This is a genomic window from Pantoea sp. JV6 (assembly GCF_025910055.1).
GTDB lineage: Bacteria > Pseudomonadota > Gammaproteobacteria > Enterobacterales > Enterobacteriaceae > Pantoea > Pantoea agglomerans.
Window position 1 is genome coordinate 1 of record NZ_JAPCIM010000019.1, and the last position, 17,697, is coordinate 17,697.

A 17,697-nucleotide genomic window follows, 5' to 3' on the forward strand; every position below is an offset into this window, starting at 1 on the left:
AACGCCGTAGCGCCGATGGTAGTGTGGGGTCTCCCCATGCGAGAGTAGGGAACTGCCAAGCATTAAATAAGTGAAAAAGCCCCGCACGAAAGTGCGGGGCTTTTTTACGTCTGCACTTTGCCACGTTAAGCTGAAAACTTGACCTGTAAGCCTGCTCCGGTAGCCTCCAGGTTCCTCCATTTCCTTTTTGAATTACCAGTAGCCTGATAAACACCGGAAACTATAATAATCATTAGATCAAAATATAAAATAAAGACTAGCAGATACAAAGTTTTTGAAATTTATAGCTTAATAAGTTACCAACTTATTAAGCTAATATGATAATAAATCTGCTAACAGGACTAACGCTTAGCATTTAGAATGAATGGATTTTATTCTATTTACATTTTTTAGTGCTTGATTGAAACTAATTTCGACATTTAATTAAATGTCTCCGATGGATTTCTATTGAGCATTAACTAATTTAAGGAAGATTAAAATGAAAGAACTGACTGTTGCTGAAACAGAATTAGTATCAGGTGCCGCCTCTACTGGGATCTTAGACAGCATCGGTGGTGCAGTTATCGGAATGTTTGCTGGCGGAATGGGCGTTGCATGGGCGGGCTGGAACATCTCTGCTAATACTAATGGCGTAACCAGTGGAATCCTGGCTCCAGCACAGGGTGTTTTAGGCGGCCTGTTTGGTGGCATTTGGGGCGTTGTTTTTGGTCTGGTAGTCGGTGCTGCGGAAGGTACTGCTGATTCAATGGCACGCGCAGATTCAGTCTGGACAAATATTTTGAACGCTGGCTGATAATGCTCTGATCGTCCGGGGCATCACCTGCCATTTTAAATATCAGGCGTGCTGCCCCTTTTTTCTCTATCCCTGTCTGAAGCTATTTTACTGGTAATCAGTCATCCGATGTTGCAATGGCTGAGAATGCTCAGCGACTCTTATTCCACGAATAACTGTAGCCATCGTCATCCAGAGATAAAAAAGCTCTTTTTTTTGCAAAAATAAGGACGTCCCGTTAATTGTTACTATCGGGCTGGATCTTCTGCTACTGGACTTTACATTATGCTGGCTGACGACCATTTCCGTCCGGCATATTGCCGGCAGGATAGTCCCTAAGGTCATCAGACGTATTCACATTCAGGAATAGCGATTCATCATCATCCAGCAGCACCGCATGTCCACCCTGATCGCGCAGGAACTGCATCAGGCGACGCTCACCAGCCTGCAGGTATTCACCGAGTGGCGTACGGAGATCGCGATGAATAAGCGCCAGAGTAGGATGATCCCGGGTTTGTGAGCGCACCCACACTGCGGGGGCATCGCCTCGTTGTTGCATCAGCCGCTCCACGAAGTTGAGCGGGATAGCGGGGGTGTCGCAGGCGCTGAATACCGCCCATTCCCCTTCAATCTCACGCAACCCACTGTAGATCCCGGCCAGCGGACCGGGATAATCCTCAAAGACGTCCTGCACCACGCGGCATCCGCTTAACTGATAGCGATCAATATTACGATTCGCGTTAATCATGACAATGTCGACTTGTGGCCTGAGCCGTTCAAGGACATGCTGATAAAGCGGCCTGCCATCCAGCTGTACTAACCCTTTGTCCTGACCACCCATACGGCGGCCCTGACCACCGGCCAGAATGATGCCGGTTAATATTGTCATGACTGTGCCCTCGCTGATGACGCACTGTGAAAGGAGAAATCTGAATGAAATGCCATCGTTTAAACGAGTTAATCGAGTTGCTGCAACCCGCCTGGCAAAAAGAGCCTGATCTTAATCTGGTCACATTTTTGCAGAAACTGGCTCAGGAATCTGGTTTCCGTGGCCCGTTAAGTGAATTAACCGATGATGTATTAATTTACCATCTCAAGATGCGTGACTCAGCCAGCGATGATGAGATCCCAGGCCTGAAAAAAGACTATGAAGTTGATTTCAAAACAGCACTGCTCCGCGCACGGGGTGTCATCAAACAGGACGAGTAGTGTTATCCTTGGCTGCTATTTGCAAGGGCAACTACAGGTAACATGATGAGCGACGCTGCTTTTAACTTCCAGACATTGAATCCCGACGTGTTGCTTGATGCGCTCTGGGAAACAGGAATTCGCGTCGAATCGGGTCTGACAGCCCTGAACAGCTACGAGAACAGGGTTTATCAATTCAGCGACGACGAAAAACGCCGCTATGTTGCGAAGTTTTATCGCCCACAGCGCTGGCGTGCCGAACAGATTGCTGAAGAACATCAGTACGCACTTGATCTGCTGGCTGACGAAGTGCCCATCGCGGCGCCACTGCGGTTAAAGGGTGAGACACTGCATAGTCACGCTGGCTTCTTCTTTGCCGTATTCCCCAGCCTGGGCGGGCGACAATATGAGACAGACAACGAAGATCAGATGGAGTGGGTAGGCCGCTTCCTGGGCCGCATTCATCAGACCGGGCGTAAAGCGCTGTTCAGGCATCGGCCTGCCATCGGTCTGGATGAATATCTGCATGAACCCCGACAGGTGCTGGAGCACTCTCTGTTAGTGCCTGCATCGCTTAAAGTCGCACTGCTACAGGCTATCGATAAGCTGGGAAACACGCTGCAACAACAGTGGCACACCACGTGGCAGCCGCTACGATTACATGGCGACTGCCATCCGGGTAATATCCTGTGGCGTGACGGACCGCTGTTTGTCGATCTGGATGATGCCCGTAATGGCCCGGCTGTGCAGGATCTCTGGATGCTGATCAGCGGCGATCGTCAGGAACAGCGTATTCAATGGGATATACTGCTGGAGGCGTACAGTGAGTTCAGTGATTTTGATATTAATGAATTGTCACTGATTGAACCTTTACGCGCCATGCGCATGGTTTATTATCTGGCCTGGGTTGTCCGACGCTGGCAGGATCCCGCTTTTCCGCGCGCTTTCCCCTGGATGACAGATGAAGATTTCTGGCGCAGGCAAATTTCACTCTTTACCGAGCAGGAGAAGCTGTTGCAGGAACCTCCTCTGCAGCTGACACCGCAATATTAATGACGTAGTCAGGAGAATTTTTCACGATGAAAAAAATTTGGTTTGCACTGATGGGTTTAGTGCTGGCATTCAGCGCATCTGCTGCCCAGTTCACTGAAGGTAAACAATATGTGAGTCTGCCTAAACCTGTGGCCGGCGAACCTCAGGTGATGGAGTTCTTCTCCTTCTTCTGCCCGCACTGCTATCAGTTTGAACGTATTTATCACGTCAATGACGCGGTGAAAAAGAATCTGCCTGCTGACACTAAGATGGTGAAATACCACGTCGATTTTCTCGGTGGAGAACTGGGGCCGGTCGTGACCCATGCCTGGGCTGTCGCGATGGCGCTGGGCGTTGAAGATAAAGTGACAGCACCGATCTTCGATGGCATTCAGAAAACGCAGACCATCACCGATCCTGTCAGTCTGAAAGAGACCTTTGTCAAAGCGGCCGGTATCTCTGCGGCGGACTATGATGCAGCCTGGAACAGCTTCGCCGTAAAAGCGCTGGTTGCGCAGCAGCAAAAAGCCGCTGCTGATGTTGATCTGCGTGGTGTGCCTGCTATTTTCGTGAATGGCAAATACATGGTTAACAACGGCGGTCTTGATACCAGCTCTATGGATAATTTCGTCGCAGACTATGCGAACGTGGTTAAATTCCTGGTAAGCCAGAAGTAATCAGCCTCACACCCCCGTTAAACGCCAGCTCTGCTGGCGTTTTTTTTATGCCTTTGAACAACGGTCCAATTTTTGTCCATCTCCAGGGCATAAATTTAATATCCACACAAGGGATCGCGCTATTAAAAATAGCGATCGGGTCACGGAAATTAAATAAGCCAATGAAATTTATGGTTTTTATTCAAGTGTCGATTATTTATTTTCCTGAAAAACAGCGCGTTATAATTTTTACGCACAAAGTTATCCACAGAACGATCGTTGCGATCCTGTCCCCAAAAGCGTGAAAAACACCAGACGTGGCACGCCTTAGTTCACCATTTCTGCCTGGTTGTGGCATCCTTATAGCCCAACTCATAGCAACGAAGACTACACAGACTTATGGCGCAAATAGCAGAAAATCCCCTGATTCTGGTCGATGGCTCATCCTATCTTTATCGCGCGTATCACGCGTTTCCGCCGCTGACCAACAGTGCAGGTGAACCCACTGGCGCCATGTACGGCGTGCTCAACATGCTTAAAAGCCTGCTGGCGCAATACAATCCGAGTCACGTTGCTGTGGTGTTCGATGCCAAAGGCAAAACCTTCAGAGACGAGCTGTTTGAGCATTATAAATCTCACCGTCCCCCGATGCCTGACGAGCTCCGTGCACAAATTGAGCCTCTGCATGAGATGGTGCGGGCGATGGGGCTGCCGTTGCTGGCTGTGAGCGGCGTCGAGGCTGATGATGTCATCGGTACGCTGGCGCTGGAAGCGGAAAAAAAGGGTCTCTCAGTGCTGATCAGCACCGGCGACAAAGATATGGCGCAGCTGGTCACGCCCGCCATCACGCTGATTAACACCATGAGCAACACCATTCTGGGACCAGAAGAGGTTGAGCAGAAATATGGTGTTCCACCCGCATTGATCATCGATTTCCTTGCCATGATGGGTGATAGCTCCGATAACATTCCTGGCGTGCCAGGCGTCGGTGAGAAAACGGCACAGGCGTTGCTGCAGGGGCTGGGCAGCATGCAGACGATCTATGACAATCTGGACAAAGTGGCCGATCTCGGATTTCGTGGTGCCAAAACCATGGCGACCAAACTTGAGCAGAATCGTGATGTGGCGTTTCTCTCTTATCAGCTGGCGACCATTAAGACAGACGTTGAGCTGGCGCTGCCCTGTGAAGAGCTCACAGTCACTGAACCCGATACAGAGGCATTGCAGGCCCTGTTCAGTCGTTACGAGTTCAAACGCTGGCTGAGTGACCTGCAGGACGGTAAATGGCTGCAGGGTAAAAAGAGCACTACGCAGGCGCAAAAAGCGCAGGCCGATGAACCGGCCCCGGTGGCTGAAACCAGCAGCGTGTTACCGACCGAGGGTTATGTCACCATTCTGGATCAGGATCTCTTTGATAGCTGGCTGGAGAAGCTGAAAAACAGCGAAGTCTTTGCGTTTGATCTGGAGACCGACGCGCTGGATACCCTGAGCGCTAATATCGTCGGCATCAGCTTCGCGGTGGCGCCCGGTGAAGCCGCCTATCTGCCGGTTGCCCATGACTATCTTGATGCGCCTGATCAACTGGATCGCGCTACCGTTCTGGCACAGCTCAAGCCCTTGCTGGAAGATGAGAGCGCATGGAAAGTTGGCCAGAACCTGAAATACGATCGCGGCGTGCTGAAAAACTACGACATTGAACTGGCCGGTATCAAATTCGACACCATGCTTGAGTCCTATATCCTCAACAGCGTGGTGGGCAAACATGACATGGATAGCCTGGCCGCTCGCTGGCTTAACCATAAAACCGTGACCTTCCAGGAGATCGCCGGTAAAGGCAAAAATCAGCTGACGTTCAATCAAATCGCGTTAGAGCAGGCATCCCATTACGCTGCCGAAGATGCAGATGTGACCCTGCAGTTGCATCTGAAGATGTGGCCAGAGCTGGAGAAAGAAGCGGGCCCGAAAAAAGTCTTCGAACAGATTGAGATGCCGTTACTGACGGTGATTTCGCGCATAGAGCGCAACGGTGTGTTGATCGATCAGTCTATTCTGGCGCAGCATTCGAAAGAGCTGACGGCCCGACTGGCTGAGCTTGAGTTGAAAGCGCATGAGCTGGCGGGGGAACCCTTCAACCTCTCATCCACCAAGCAGCTTCAGGTGATCCTGTTTGAAAAACAGGGCATCAAGCCCACAAAGAAAACACCAGGCGGCGCGCCGTCAACCAGCGAAGAGGTGTTAGCCGAGCTGGCACTTGATTATCCGTTACCCAAAGTGATTCTGGAGCATCGCGGCTTATCCAAACTTAAGTCTACTTATACGGATAAATTACCGCTGATGATCAATCCGATCAGTGGCAGGGTACATACCTCTTATCATCAGGCCGTCACCGCAACCGGACGCTTATCCTCTGCCGATCCGAATCTGCAAAACATTCCGGTGCGTAATGATGAAGGACGCCGAATCCGTCAGGCATTTGTAGCGGCCAAAGGCCATCGCATTGTGGCGGCAGACTATTCACAAATCGAACTGCGTATCATGGCGCATCTCTCTCAGGACAAAGGATTGCTGGACGCTTTTGCCCAGGGCGAAGATATCCACCGCGCGACGGCATCCGAAGTGTTTGGCGTGGCGCTGGATAAGGTCAGCGGCGAACAGCGTCGCAGCGCCAAAGCGATCAACTTTGGTCTGATTTATGGCATGAGCGCCTTTGGCCTGTCGCGTCAGCTGAATATCGGCGCGGGTGAAGCGAAAAAGTATATGGATCTCTACTTTGAACGCTATCCGGGCGTCCTGCGCTATATGGAGAACACACGCCAGCTGGCGGCGAGTAAAGGCTATGTCGAAACGCTGGAAGGCCGTCGGCTGTGGCTGCCCGATATTAAATCCGGTAACGCCATTCGCCGTAAAGCCGCTGAACGTGCTGCGATCAATGCGCCGATGCAGGGAACGGCAGCGGATATCATTAAGCGGGCAATGATTGCCGTGGATAACTGGCTGGAACAGCAAAACGACAATGCCGTCAGAATGATCATGCAGGTTCACGATGAACTGGTGTTCGAAGTCAAAGCCGGGGCGGTTGAAGAGGCGAGCCAGAAAATCCGTGCGTTGATGGAAGGTAGCGTACAGCTCGACGTACCTTTACTGGTTGAAGTCGGTGTGGGTGACAACTGGGATGAAGCCCACTGATTCGATGCGTGTGGTCGGTTCTGAAGAACAGAACCGGCCCTGAATCAGGTATAAGAAAATCGTTTAGTTGACCGGTTTAGCGTGGTTAACGCTGGCACTGAGAGAAAACGCTTTTCTAACTGCTTATGGTCTAAACACTTTTTTCGTCATTAAACTACATCGCAACGCTATTTTTGTGACGTGCATGGTAAAAAAAGTCCTGTTTCATGTAAGTAAGCAACAAAAAAGCCTTTGTCACGCACAGAAAATCAGGTAAAGTTCGTCGCGTAGGGTACAGAGGTAAGATGTTCTATCTTTCAGACCTTTTACTTCACGTAATCGGATTTGGCTGAATTTAGCCGCCCCAGTCATTCTGTGACTGGGGCGTTTTTTATTGGGCTTTTTGTACCGTCAGCATCACCGGCACAAGGTTGCCACTCACTCTTCCGCGTCCTGATCTTCAACCGCAGGTTCAAGCGTATTAAACCAGCTGTCCAGCTTCTGACGAACCTTATCCACGCCGATTTTCTTCAGCGATGAGAAGAGCTCTACCTGCACATCACCAACAAATTCGAGTGCGGCTTCACGCACGACATTGAGCTGCGCTTTACGGGCACCTGAGGCCAGTTTGTCTGCTTTAGTGAGAAGCAACAGCACCGGAATGCCACTTTCCACTGACCACTGAATCATCTGCCGGTCGAGATCTTTCAGCGGATGACGGATATCCATCAGGATAACCAGTCCTTTCAGCGCCTGACGTTTTTGCAGGTATTCACCTAACGCGCGCTGCCACTTCAGCTTCATCTCTTCCGGGACTTCGGCATAACCGTAACCGGGCAGGTCGACCAGACGCTTACCTTCTTTCACTTCAAACAGGTTAATCAGCTGCGTACGTCCCGGCGTTTTACTGGTACGCGCCAGACCCTTCTGATTGGTTAACGTATTCAGCGCACTCGATTTTCCCGCGTTCGAGCGGCCAGCGAAAGCCACCTCAATTCCGGTATCGGCAGGCAGATGGCGGATATCCGGCGCGCTCATGACAAAGTGGGTAACGTGGTAATTCAATTCAGACAAGGTGACACTCCAGAAAACGCATTAAGGCAATGCGGGCGATTATACGCGTTATGACGCGAAAGTGCTCAATCGCATCTCGGTAACAAACTTTGTAAGAGATTTGCCATTCACGGTGCGGGTTATTTCGCTTTTTACTTTAATTACTAAAAATAAAAAAATATGTAATTCAAACCCTTATCTTAAAACGTTCTTTTTTTGAACTAACTATTTTTGACACTGACTTGAGGCTTTTACCAGTTGGTCTACATTAGTGTGCAGTGCACGGCAGCACACATCAGGATGATGCGCTCAGGGATACCAGGAAGGTTATGAGCGATGGAATGGAATAGGGTCAGGGATGCGGCCAGACAGGGATAAGGAATAGCTCAGGAGTTGAGCAGGCGCGGGATTAACCGGGATGTTACGAGCCGAAAAGGATTTAAAACATGATTCCTTCTTATGAAGGTATGAAATAAGGCGACAGCTTGAGCTGTCGCCTTTTTTCTTTGTCTACTTTCTGCTAGATTTCGCCGCAATTCTATACTGAATAAAAAAAGCCGGGACCGAATACTATGAAGCAACCTGCACGAGCTGCTAACGGCAAACCTGCCGTCAAAGCCAAACGCAAATCGCGTGACGATATCAACCATGAAGCACGCGATCGCAAACGTGATAAAAAGCATCGCGGACATGCATCTGGCAGCCGTGCTAATCCGGCTGCGTCCGAAAACAATGGCGGACGTCAGGCGGACAGCGTGAAAGATCCGCGCATCGGGAGTAAAAAACCGGTGGCCCTGATCGCTGAAGGAAAAACCGCCGCCGTTAAACCAAAGAAAAGCGCAGAAAAACCGGCAGCAGAGAAGAAAGTGCGTCTGACACCAGAAGAAGAGCTGGCGAAGCTGGAAAATGACGAACGTCTGGATGCGCTGCTGGATCGGCTGGAAAATGGCGAAACGCTGTCGGCTGAAGATCAGGGCTGGCTGGATGCCTCGCTGGATCGTATCGACGAACTGATGGAGCAGTTAGGCATTGTGATGGATGATGCCGAAGATGAGCAGGCTGAAGAAGATATGTACCGTCTGCTGAAAGGCAACTAAGCAAATTTGATCGGCATGCGTTACCCGCATGCCGCGCTTAACAGGTAAACGACAATGTTTTGGCCTGGATCAATTTTCGCGCTGCTGGCGACATGTTATCTGCTGTGGTTATTGTTTAAACTACGACGCCTGTCGCGTCTGAAGCAACGTTTACGTCGGGTCTCATCCCGCTCACCTTTTATCTCCTCTTCTTCGCGACCTTCTCTCAGACGACGTCACCGGAAGGAGTGAGCATGCCATCGCAGCAGATTGAGTGGGATCAGGCGTTAATTGAAAAGTACAATTATGCCGGCCCGCGTTACACCTCCTATCCCACTGCGCTGGAGTTCAGCGAGCAGTACGCGGAAAACGACTTCCAGCGTGCCGTGGCGCGTTACCCTGAGCGTCCGCTGTCGCTCTATGTCCATATTCCCTTCTGCCATCGTCTCTGCTACTTCTGCGGCTGCAATAAGATAGTGACGCGTCAGCGCCACAAAGCGGACCGCTATCTGGATGTGCTTGAGCAGGAGATTATTCAGCGTGCGCCGCTGTTTCGTCAGCGTCAGGTCACGCAGCTTCACTGGGGCGGCGGTACGCCAACCTTCCTCGACAATGCGCAGCTTTCCCGGCTGGTGGGTTTACTGAAGCAGCATTTCAGTGTGGCCGATGATGCCGAAATGTCGATCGAAGTGGATCCCCGTGAAATTGCGCTGGATGTGATTGATCACCTGCGATCGCTGGGATTCAACCGGCTGAGCATGGGGGTGCAGGACTTCAACAAATCGGTGCAGGAGCGGGTTAACCGGGTACAGGATGAAGAGGTGATTTTCGGGCTGATGGCGCGTGCCCGTGAACAGGGGTTCAGCTCGACCAGCATTGACCTGATCTATGGTTTACCCCTGCAGACGCCCGCCAGCTTCGCCTGGACGCTGGAGCGGGTACTGGCGCTGAGCCCGGATCGTCTTAGCGTCTTTAACTATGCGCATCTGCCGGCGATGTTCGCGGCACAGCGTAAAATCAAAGAGGGTGAACTGCCATCGGCTCAGCAAAAGCTGGATATTTTACAGCAGACCATCGCAACTCTGACTCAGCAGGGCTACCAGTTCATTGGAATGGATCACTTTGCGAAGCCGCAGGATGAACTGGCTATCGCGCAGCGCAAAGGCCAGCTGCATCGCAATTTCCAGGGATACACGACGCAGGGCGACAGCGATTTGCTGGGGCTTGGCGTCTCTGCCATCAGCATGATTGGCGACAGTTATGCGCAGAACCAGAAAGACCTTAATACCTGGTACAATTGTGTGGAACAGCAGGGAAATGGCCTGTGGCGTGGCATCGCCTTAACCGACGATGATTGTCTGCGTCGTGACGTGATAAAAACGCTGATTTGTAACTTCTCGCTGAATTTTGCCGCGACAGAAGCGCAATGGGGCATTCGCTTCAGCGACTATTTTGCTGAGGATCTGGCGCTGCTGAAACCGTTGATAGCTGATGGGCTGGTGGAACTAACCGCTACGGGGCTGGAGGTGACGGGAATTGGCCGGTTACTGATCCGCAATATCTGCATGTGCTTTGATCGCTATCTGCGTCAGAAAGCGCGTCAGCAGCAGTTCTCCCGCGTTATCTGAAGAAACGGGCTGGCAGACTTCACCAGCCCGTACTGAACCGCTTATTCCATGCCCAGCTCTTTGAGCTTGCGCGTCAGCGTGTTTCGTCCCCAGCCCAGCAAACGTGCCGCTTCCTGTTTGTGGCCCTGCGTATGACGCAGCGCAGTAGTGAGCAGCGTGCGCTCCATCTCTGGCTGGGCTTCTGACAGCAGATTCTGATGACCGGAACGCAGAGCGCGATCGGCCCACTGTGCCAGCAGCGTTGCCCAGCTGTCAGGCAGCGACTGTACCGGATTCTCCGGCGTACTGGATTCAAACAGTTCTCCGGGCAGGTCCTGAATCAGGACTTCCTGACCCGCAGCCATCACGGTCAGCCAGCGACAGGTGTTCTCCAGCTGACGCACGTTACCTGACCAGTGCAGTCGGGTTAACGCTGTCTCGGTTTCCGGATGCAGAATCTTCGCTTCCACACCCAGCTCACGCGCCGCCACCTGCAGGAAATAACGCGCCAGACGCGGGATATCCTCACGACGCTCACGCAGCGGTGGCAGATGCACACGAATCACGTTCAGGCGGTGAAACAGATCCTCACGGAACTTGCCTTCCTGTACGCGTAATTCCAGATTCTGGTGGGTCGCCGCGATAATACGCACATCCACTTTGACCGGCGCATAGCCACCAACGCGATAGAACTGGCCATCGGCCAGCACGCGCAGCAGACGGGTCTGCACATCCAGCGGCATATCACCGATCTCATCCAGAAACAGCGTGCCGCCATCCGCCTGCTCAAAACGGCCCTGACGGATCTGGTTCGCCCCGGTAAAGGCGCCTTTTTCGTGACCAAACAGTTCTGATTCAATTAAATCTTTGGGGATCGCCGCCATGTTGAGCGCGATAAAGGGCGCTTTGGTGCGCGGGCTATGGCGATGCAGCGCATGGGCCACCAGCTCTTTACCGGTACCGGACTCGCCGTTGATCAGCACACTGATCGACGAGCGCGATAATCGTCCGATGATGCGGAACACATCCTGCATCGCGGGCGCTTCACCGATGATATCGGTGGTGGGTCCGCTGACCGGCTGATTACGTGGCTGCTGCTGCTCCTGATAGTGGCTGATAGCACGCTCGACCAGCGCAACCGCTTCATCGATATCGAACGGCTTAGGCAGGTAATCAAAGGCACCCTGCTGATAGGCGCTGACGGCAGCGTCCAGATCTGAATGCGCCGTCATTATGATGACCGGAAGCATCGGATGACGCTGTTTAATCTGTTTCAGCAGCGCCAGGCCATCCATACCGGGCATGCGAATGTCTGACAGTAAAACGTCCGGGGTCTTGGTTGAGAGGGCATCCAGCACCTCGCTTGCGCTGTCAAAAGTCGCACAGCTCAAACCGGCTCCAGTGAGCGCGCGTTCAAGCACCCAGCGGATGGAGCTATCGTCATCGACGATCCAGACTATCCCTCGTTGCATAGAAACCTCACTGGCGAATAGGCAGGTAAACCGAGAATTCGGTGTGTCCCGGCCAACTGTTAAATTCTATTTTTCCTGAATGTTGATCAATCAGGCTACGGGCGATGGAGAGGCCTAAACCGGTACCGCCTTCGCGTCCGCTGACCATCGGATAAAACAGCGTATCCTGCAGCTGGGCCGGAATGCCGGGGCCATCATCTTCAATATCAATACGTGCCACCAGGCGATAACGCGTGCCGTGCAGCGTCAGCTGGAAAGCCGTGCGGGTGCGGATAATAATGGTGCCGCCATCGTCGCCCAGCGCCTGAAGCGCATTGCGCACCACGTTAAGCAGCACCTGTTCAATCTGATCGGGATCGTGCGGCAGTTCCGGCAGGCTGGGATCATAATCCCGTACCAGCGAGACATTCTCCGGCAGCTCCATCGACACCAGATTGACCACCCGTTCGGCCACCTGATGAATGCTCTGCGTGATGTGCATGCCCGGCTGCTGCGGCCCCAGCAGACGATCAACCAGATTCCGCAACCGGTCGGCCTGTTCAATAATCACTTTGGTATATTCATTCAGCGAGGGATCGGGCAGGGCGCGGGATAAAAGCTGTGCCGCGCCGCGCAATCCTCCCAGCGGATTTTTAATCTCATGGGCCAGGCCGCGAACCAGATCGCGAGCGGCCACCTGCTGGGCGTGCTGTAACTGCTCCTGACTGAGACGACGCTGATTATCCATCGGCGCCATTTCCATCAGGATTAAGCCATCGGGTAACCGCTGGGCGGTCAGCGACATAATGTGCGCACGACCATCTACCACCAGCGTGACCTCACTGTCAGTAAATCCCTGGCCAGCCTCAAGACTCTCGCGCATCACCTCGATATTCAGCGAAAAGTAGCCGGTTAATTCCGGTAACGGCGTGCCGAACAATTTGCGTGAGCTTTGCGCCAGTAATTGCTGCGCCGCCGGGTTGGCGTAATGAATAACCAGATCGTTATCCACCAACAAAATACTGTTGATTAACGCGTTGAGAATCTGCCCTGCATCGGGCAGAGAGCCAGTTGCCATACAACGTTCCTCTGCACTAAAGAGGTGCATTTTAGTCTTTAAGCCGAAAAGAGGGCGAATGAACGGTGAATTCGCGGAGAAAAAAGCCCATCCGAAGATGGGCTAAAAGTTTCCACGGCAACAAAAAACGTCTGACCAGTTAAACGCTGTAGTAGAGCTCGAACTCAACCGGGTGTGGCGTCATGCGAACGCGATCCATCTCTGCTTTACGCAGTTCGATGTAAGCATCGATCGATTCGTCAGTGAATACACCGCCGCGGGTCAGGAACTCGCGGTCTTCGTTCAGTGCATTCAGCGCTTCTTCCAGAGAGCCTGCAACTTTTGGAATCTCAGCTTCTTCTTCCGGTGGCAGGTCATACAGGTTCTTGTCCATCGCATCGCCAGGATGGATTTTGTTGATGATGCCATCCAGGCCAGCCATCAGCAGTGCGGTGAACGCCAGGTATGGGTTAGCCGCTGGATCCGGGAAGCGCGCTTCGATACGACGCGCTTTCGGGCTGGCAACAACCGGGATACGGATTGAGGCTGAACGGTTACGGGCAGAGTAAGCCAGCATAACCGGTGCTTCGTAACCCGGGACCAGACGCTTGTAAGAGTTGGTGGTCGGGTTCGCCAGGGCGTTGATCGCTTTAGCGTGCTTGATGATACCGCCGATGTAGAACAGTGCCATTTCAGACAGGCCGCCGTACTTATCGCCGGCAAACAGGTTCTGGCCACCTTTGGAGAGTGACATATGGCAGTGCATGCCTGAACCGTTGTCGCCAAACATAGGCTTCGGCATAAAGGTCGCGGTTTTGCCGTAAGCGTGCGCAACGTTGTGAACCACATATTTGTAGATCTGAATTTCGTCCGCTTTTTTGGTCATGGTATTGAAGCGGGTTGCCACTTCGTTCTGACCCGCGGTCGCCACTTCGTGGTGATGCGCTTCAACAACCAGGCCCATCTGCTCCATGGTCAGACACATGGCAGAACGAATGTCCTGTGATGAGTCAACCGGTGGAACCGGGAAGTAGCCGCCTTTCAGACCTGGACGGTGACCTTTGTTACCGCCTTCGTACTCTTTACCGGTGTTCCATGCCGCTTCGATATCGTCGATAGCAACGTGTGAACCGGACGTCGATGAGCCGAAACGGATGTCATCGAACAGGAAGAATTCTGGTTCTGGTCCAAACAGTACGGTATCAGCGATGCCGGAAGAGCGCAGGAAATCTTCAGCGCGCTTAGCGATAGAGCGTGGATCGCGGTCGTAGCCCTGCATGGTGCCTGGCTCGAGGATGTCACAACGGATGATCAGCGTAGAATCTTCGAAGAAAGGATCCATGACCGCCGTGGTGGCGTCAGGCATCAGCACCATGTCTGATTCGTTAATGCCTTTCCAGCCGCCGATAGACGAACCATCGAACATTTTGCCTTCTTCGAAGAAGTCAGCGTTAACCTGGTGAGCAGGGATCGTAACGTGCTGTTCTTTACCTTTGGTATCGGTAAAACGCAGGTCAACAAACTTAACTTCATGCTCGTTCATCATCGAGAGAACGTGTTCAGCGGACATACTCAACTCTCCTGGAAATGGTCTTTCATTATCTACATGGCGAGGAAACGTCGTTTCCGGAATACATTGCGGGAAAACAACTCCCTGACCAACCTCTTCCGGCACGCTCTTCAACCGACATCTGTCTGGCGTTTACGCTTGATTTAGATAAAGCGAATTCTGTGCCAACTTTTTTGATGTTGCTTAAATCGCCTTGTGGTGCACCTTTTTGTCATAAAGCGGCTGCACCACGATCGTTTTATTGCACCAGTGTGGTGCTTAACGGTCGTCTGACGGCACTATTTTGGTGCATCAGACCAACTTAGTGCATTTTCTGCACCGGTAACAGGGCAAATTGGCCTCCATGCAATAAACTTTCAGTGAAAAGTGTGATCGTGTTCAGTCTTCCGCTTAATCAGTGTACAATAACGCGCTATTTCTAATGCCTGAGGCAAAGCTGTGATCGAAAATTTGCGTAACATCGCCATCATCGCGCACGTTGACCATGGAAAGACCACCCTGGTTGACAAACTGCTGCAACAATCCGGTACTTTTGATGCCCGTACCGAAGCAACAGAGCGCGTGATGGACTCCAATGATTTGGAGAAAGAGCGTGGGATTACCATCCTCGCAAAAAACACCGCCATTAAGTGGAATGACTACCGTATCAACATCGTTGATACCCCGGGACACGCCGACTTCGGTGGTGAAGTTGAGCGCGTCATGTCCATGGTGGACTCGGTGCTGCTGGTTGTAGATGCGATGGATGGCCCTATGCCGCAAACCCGCTTCGTGACCAAAAAAGCGTTCGCGCATGGTCTGAAGCCGATTGTGGTTATCAACAAAGTAGACCGCCCTGGTGCGCGTCCGGATTGGGTTGTTGATCAGGTCTTTGACCTGTTCGTTAACCTGGATGCTACTGATGAGCAGCTCGACTTCCCTATCATTTTCGCCTCTGCGCTGAATGGTATTGCAGGTCTTGAGCATACCGACATGGCTGACGATATGACCCCGCTGTATCAGGCGATCGTCGACCACGTTGCGCCTCCGCAGGTTGAGGCTGACGCCCCACTGCAGATGCAAATCTCTCAGCTGGACTACAACAACTACCTGGGCGTGATCGGCATCGGCCGTATCAAGCGCGGTAAAGTTAAGCCTAACCAGCAAGTCACTATCATCGATAGCGAAGGCAAAACCCGTAACGGTAAAGTCGGTAAAGTCCTGACTCATCTGGGTCTTGAGCGTATCGACAGCGACCTGGCAGAAGCGGGCGATATCATTGCTATCACCGGTCTGGGCGAGCTGAACATCTCTGACACCATCTGTGATCCACAGAACGTGCAGGCGCTGCCAGCACTGAGCGTCGATGAGCCAACCGTAACCATGTTCTTTAACGTCAACACCTCACCGTTCTGCGGTAAAGAAGGTAAGTACGTGACTTCACGTCAGATCCTTGAGCGTCTGAACAAAGAACTGGTTCACAACGTGGCACTGCGCGTTGAAGAAACCGAAGATGCTGACGCGTTCCGCGTATCAGGTCGTGGTGAGCTTCACCTGTCAGTTCTGATCGAAAACATGCGTCGTGAAGGTTTCGAACTGGCGGTATCCCGTCCGAAAGTTATCTTCCGCGAAATCGATGGCCGTAAACAGGAGCCATTCGAGAACGTTACGCTGGATATCGAAGAGAACAACCAGGGTTCAGTCATGCAAGCCATGGGTGAGCGTAAGGGCGATCTGAAAAACATGGATCCGGATGGCAAAGGCCGCGTACGTCTCGACTACGTGATCCCAAGCCGTGGCCTGATCGGCTTCCGTAACGAATTCATGACCATGACTTCCGGTACCGGTCTGCTCTACTCTACCTTCAGCCACTACGATGACATTCGTGCGGGCGAAGTGGGCCAGCGTCAGAACGGCGTACTGATCTCCAACGGTCAGGGTAAAGCAGTTGCGTTTGCACTGTTCAGCCTGCAGGACCGCGGTAAGCTGTTCCTGGGTCACGGTGCAGAAGTCTATGAAGGCCAGATCATCGGTATTCACAGCCGTTCTAACGACCTGACAGTTAACTGCCTGACCGGTAAGAAACTGACCAACATGCGTGCTTCAGGTACTGATGAAGCCACGACGCTGGTTCCGCCAATCAAGATGACCCTTGAGCAGGCGATCGAGTTCATCGATGATGACGAACTGGTAGAAGTTACACCACAGTCAGTGCGTATCCGTAAACGTCACCTGACTGAAAATGACCGTAAACGTGCATCACGTGGTCCTAAAGACGCATAATTGCGCCTTTAACTGATAAAGAGCCCCGCCTGCGGGGCTTTTTTTTTGCCTGAAATTCCTGCCTCTTCAGCCGGGCCAGCGATTATTTGTGGGATATGTCGCGCTTTTTACCTGCCCGCTGCCGTTTACGCTTTTCTCTCCGCGAGTGCCTGTTCAGCCTGCCCTTTTGCCGCTAGAGTGAATACTCCAGGGAACAGAAGGAGACACACCATGCTGTATATCTTTGATTTGGGCAATGTGATTATCGATATCGACTTTAACCGCGTGCTGGGTGTCTGGAGTGACCTTAGTCGTGTGCCGCTGGCCTCGCTGCAAAGCCATTTCCAGATGGATGAGGCGTTTGAACAACACGAACGTGGCGAGATCAGCGATGAAGATTTCGCGCTGGCGCTGTGTGAAAAGCTGGAAATCGCGCTGAGCTATGAACAGTTTGCCGCTGGCTGGCAGGCGGTATTCGTTGACGTGCGTCCGGAAATCCTGGCGCTGATGAACCGGCTGCGGCTGGAGGGCCATCGGGTGGTGATCCTCTCTAACACCAACAAACTGCATTGCGAATTCTGGCCAACACAGTATCCGGACGTGCAGCAGGCAGCCGACAAGCTCTATCTCTCCCAGGAGCTGGGCATGCGTAAACCGGAAGCCCGGATTTATCAGCATGTGCTGGACGCAGAAGGTGTGGCTGCCGATCAGGCGGTATTTTTTGACGATAATCCACAGAATATTGAGGCGGCCCGCGCCCTGGGTATTGAAAGTGTACTGGTTACTGACAGTAAAACGGTACCCAACTGGTTTGCAGGTCAACAGTAAT

14 protein-coding genes are annotated in these 17,697 nt (G+C 52.3%); 9 read left to right on the plus strand and 5 right to left on the minus strand.

The genetic code is table 11. The annotated features are described in order from the left end of the window. Positions 1-478 precede the first annotated feature (478 nt). Positions 479-793, plus strand: a complete 315-nt coding sequence (locus OK412_RS17960; RefSeq protein ID WP_010672113.1) for a hypothetical protein — start codon at positions 479-481, stop codon at positions 791-793. Positions 794-1,055: 262 nt separating this feature from the next. Here the strand turns inward: OK412_RS17960 and mobA are convergent, their stop codons facing one another. Next, positions 1,056-1,661 (minus strand): molybdenum cofactor guanylyltransferase MobA, encoded by a 606-nt coding sequence (mobA, locus tag OK412_RS17965; RefSeq protein ID WP_264353406.1) that lies wholly within the window; start codon positions 1,659-1,661, stop codon positions 1,056-1,058. Between the two features lie 44 nt (positions 1,662-1,705). Between mobA and OK412_RS17970 the strand changes: the two genes are divergently transcribed. From OK412_RS17970 to polA, 4 genes are all read left to right on the plus strand, one after another. Next, positions 1,706-1,981, plus strand: a complete 276-nt coding sequence (locus OK412_RS17970) for a YihD family protein (protein WP_033759287.1) — start codon at positions 1,706-1,708, stop codon at positions 1,979-1,981. Between the two features lie 45 nt (positions 1,982-2,026). Beyond that, positions 2,027-3,013 carry a serine/threonine protein kinase gene (locus tag OK412_RS17975; protein ID WP_010258460.1) on the plus strand — a complete coding sequence of 329 codons (987 nt, stop codon included), beginning with the start codon at positions 2,027-2,029 and terminating at the stop codon, positions 3,011-3,013. Between the two features lie 26 nt (positions 3,014-3,039). Beyond that, the gene (dsbA, locus tag OK412_RS17980) at positions 3,040-3,669 is read left to right on the plus strand and encodes a thiol:disulfide interchange protein DsbA (RefSeq protein ID WP_264353407.1); all 630 of its coding nucleotides are present in this window, start codon (positions 3,040-3,042) and stop codon (positions 3,667-3,669) included. Between the two features lie 378 nt (positions 3,670-4,047). Continuing rightward, positions 4,048-6,834 (plus strand): DNA polymerase I, encoded by a 2,787-nt coding sequence (polA, locus tag OK412_RS17985; RefSeq protein ID WP_033773173.1) that lies wholly within the window; start codon positions 4,048-4,050, stop codon positions 6,832-6,834. A 417-nt stretch (positions 6,835-7,251) separates the two neighbouring features. Here polA and yihA read toward each other — a convergent pair whose 3' ends face one another. Further along, complete coding sequence (gene yihA / locus OK412_RS17990) at positions 7,252-7,887, minus strand: ribosome biogenesis GTP-binding protein YihA/YsxC (protein WP_010258448.1); 636 nt, start codon at positions 7,885-7,887, stop codon at positions 7,252-7,254. Positions 7,888-8,438: 551 nt separating this feature from the next. Between yihA and yihI the strand changes: the two genes are divergently transcribed. Both yihI and hemN read left to right on the plus strand, forming a co-directional pair. Then, the gene (yihI, locus tag OK412_RS17995; protein ID WP_010258445.1) at positions 8,439-8,963 is read left to right on the plus strand and encodes a Der GTPase-activating protein YihI; all 525 of its coding nucleotides are present in this window, start codon (positions 8,439-8,441) and stop codon (positions 8,961-8,963) included. Positions 8,964-9,196: 233 nt separating this feature from the next. Further along, complete coding sequence (gene hemN, locus OK412_RS18000; RefSeq protein WP_264353408.1) at positions 9,197-10,570, plus strand: oxygen-independent coproporphyrinogen III oxidase; 1,374 nt, start codon at positions 9,197-9,199, stop codon at positions 10,568-10,570. A gap of 41 nt (positions 10,571-10,611) precedes the next feature. Here hemN and glnG read toward each other — a convergent pair whose 3' ends face one another. The 3 genes from glnG to glnA all read right to left on the minus strand — a co-directional run bounded on the left by glnG (position 10,612) and on the right by glnA (position 14,627). Beyond that, on the minus strand, positions 10,612-12,021 hold the full coding sequence (glnG, locus tag OK412_RS18005) for a nitrogen regulation protein NR(I) (RefSeq protein ID WP_010258440.1): 1,410 nt from the start codon (positions 12,019-12,021) through the stop codon (positions 10,612-10,614). Between the two features lie 7 nt (positions 12,022-12,028). After that, positions 12,029-13,078, minus strand: coding sequence for a nitrogen regulation protein NR(II) (gene glnL / locus OK412_RS18010; protein ID WP_008926971.1), 1,050 nt, complete (start codon positions 13,076-13,078; stop codon positions 12,029-12,031). A 139-nt stretch (positions 13,079-13,217) separates the two neighbouring features. Continuing rightward, entirely contained in the window at positions 13,218-14,627 is a 1,410-nt protein-coding gene (glnA, locus tag OK412_RS18015; protein WP_010258434.1) for a glutamate--ammonia ligase, read from the minus strand. 438 nt (positions 14,628-15,065) lie between these two features. Here glnA and typA point away from each other — a divergent pair, with 438 nt between their 5' ends. Together typA and yihX are read left to right on the plus strand one after the other, a co-directional pair. Beyond that, positions 15,066-16,889: a ribosome-dependent GTPase TypA gene (gene typA / locus OK412_RS18020; RefSeq protein ID WP_010258429.1), complete on the plus strand. Its 1,824-nt coding sequence runs from the start codon at positions 15,066-15,068 to the stop codon at positions 16,887-16,889. A 210-nt stretch (positions 16,890-17,099) separates the two neighbouring features. Continuing rightward, positions 17,100-17,696: a glucose-1-phosphatase gene (gene yihX, locus OK412_RS18025; RefSeq protein WP_010258428.1), complete on the plus strand. Its 597-nt coding sequence runs from the start codon at positions 17,100-17,102 to the stop codon at positions 17,694-17,696. The last annotated feature ends 1 nt before the right edge of the window (position 17,697 follow it).

What these genes read in the sequence shown, in the direction of transcription:
- OK412_RS17960 (WP_010672113.1), top strand. Translation starts at nt 479, where the DNA reads ATGAAAGAACTGACTGTTGCTGAAACAGAATTAGTATCAGGTGCCGCC.
- mobA (WP_264353406.1), bottom strand. Translation starts at nt 1,661, where the DNA reads ATGACAATATTAACCGGCATCATTCTGGCCGGTGGTCAGGGCCGCCGT.
- OK412_RS17970 (WP_033759287.1), top strand. Translation starts at nt 1,706, where the DNA reads ATGAAATGCCATCGTTTAAACGAGTTAATCGAGTTGCTGCAACCCGCC.
- OK412_RS17975 (WP_010258460.1), top strand. Translation starts at nt 2,027, where the DNA reads ATGAGCGACGCTGCTTTTAACTTCCAGACATTGAATCCCGACGTGTTG.
- dsbA (WP_264353407.1), top strand. Translation starts at nt 3,040, where the DNA reads ATGAAAAAAATTTGGTTTGCACTGATGGGTTTAGTGCTGGCATTCAGC.
- polA (WP_033773173.1), top strand. Translation starts at nt 4,048, where the DNA reads ATGGCGCAAATAGCAGAAAATCCCCTGATTCTGGTCGATGGCTCATCC.
- yihI (WP_010258445.1), top strand. Translation starts at nt 8,439, where the DNA reads ATGAAGCAACCTGCACGAGCTGCTAACGGCAAACCTGCCGTCAAAGCC.
- hemN (WP_264353408.1), top strand. Translation starts at nt 9,197, where the DNA reads ATGCCATCGCAGCAGATTGAGTGGGATCAGGCGTTAATTGAAAAGTAC.
- glnG (WP_010258440.1), bottom strand. Translation starts at nt 12,021, where the DNA reads ATGCAACGAGGGATAGTCTGGATCGTCGATGACGATAGCTCCATCCGC.
- glnL (WP_008926971.1), bottom strand. Translation starts at nt 13,078, where the DNA reads ATGGCAACTGGCTCTCTGCCCGATGCAGGGCAGATTCTCAACGCGTTA.
- glnA (WP_010258434.1), bottom strand. Translation starts at nt 14,627, where the DNA reads ATGTCCGCTGAACACGTTCTCTCGATGATGAACGAGCATGAAGTTAAG.
- yihX (WP_010258428.1), top strand. Translation starts at nt 17,100, where the DNA reads ATGCTGTATATCTTTGATTTGGGCAATGTGATTATCGATATCGACTTT.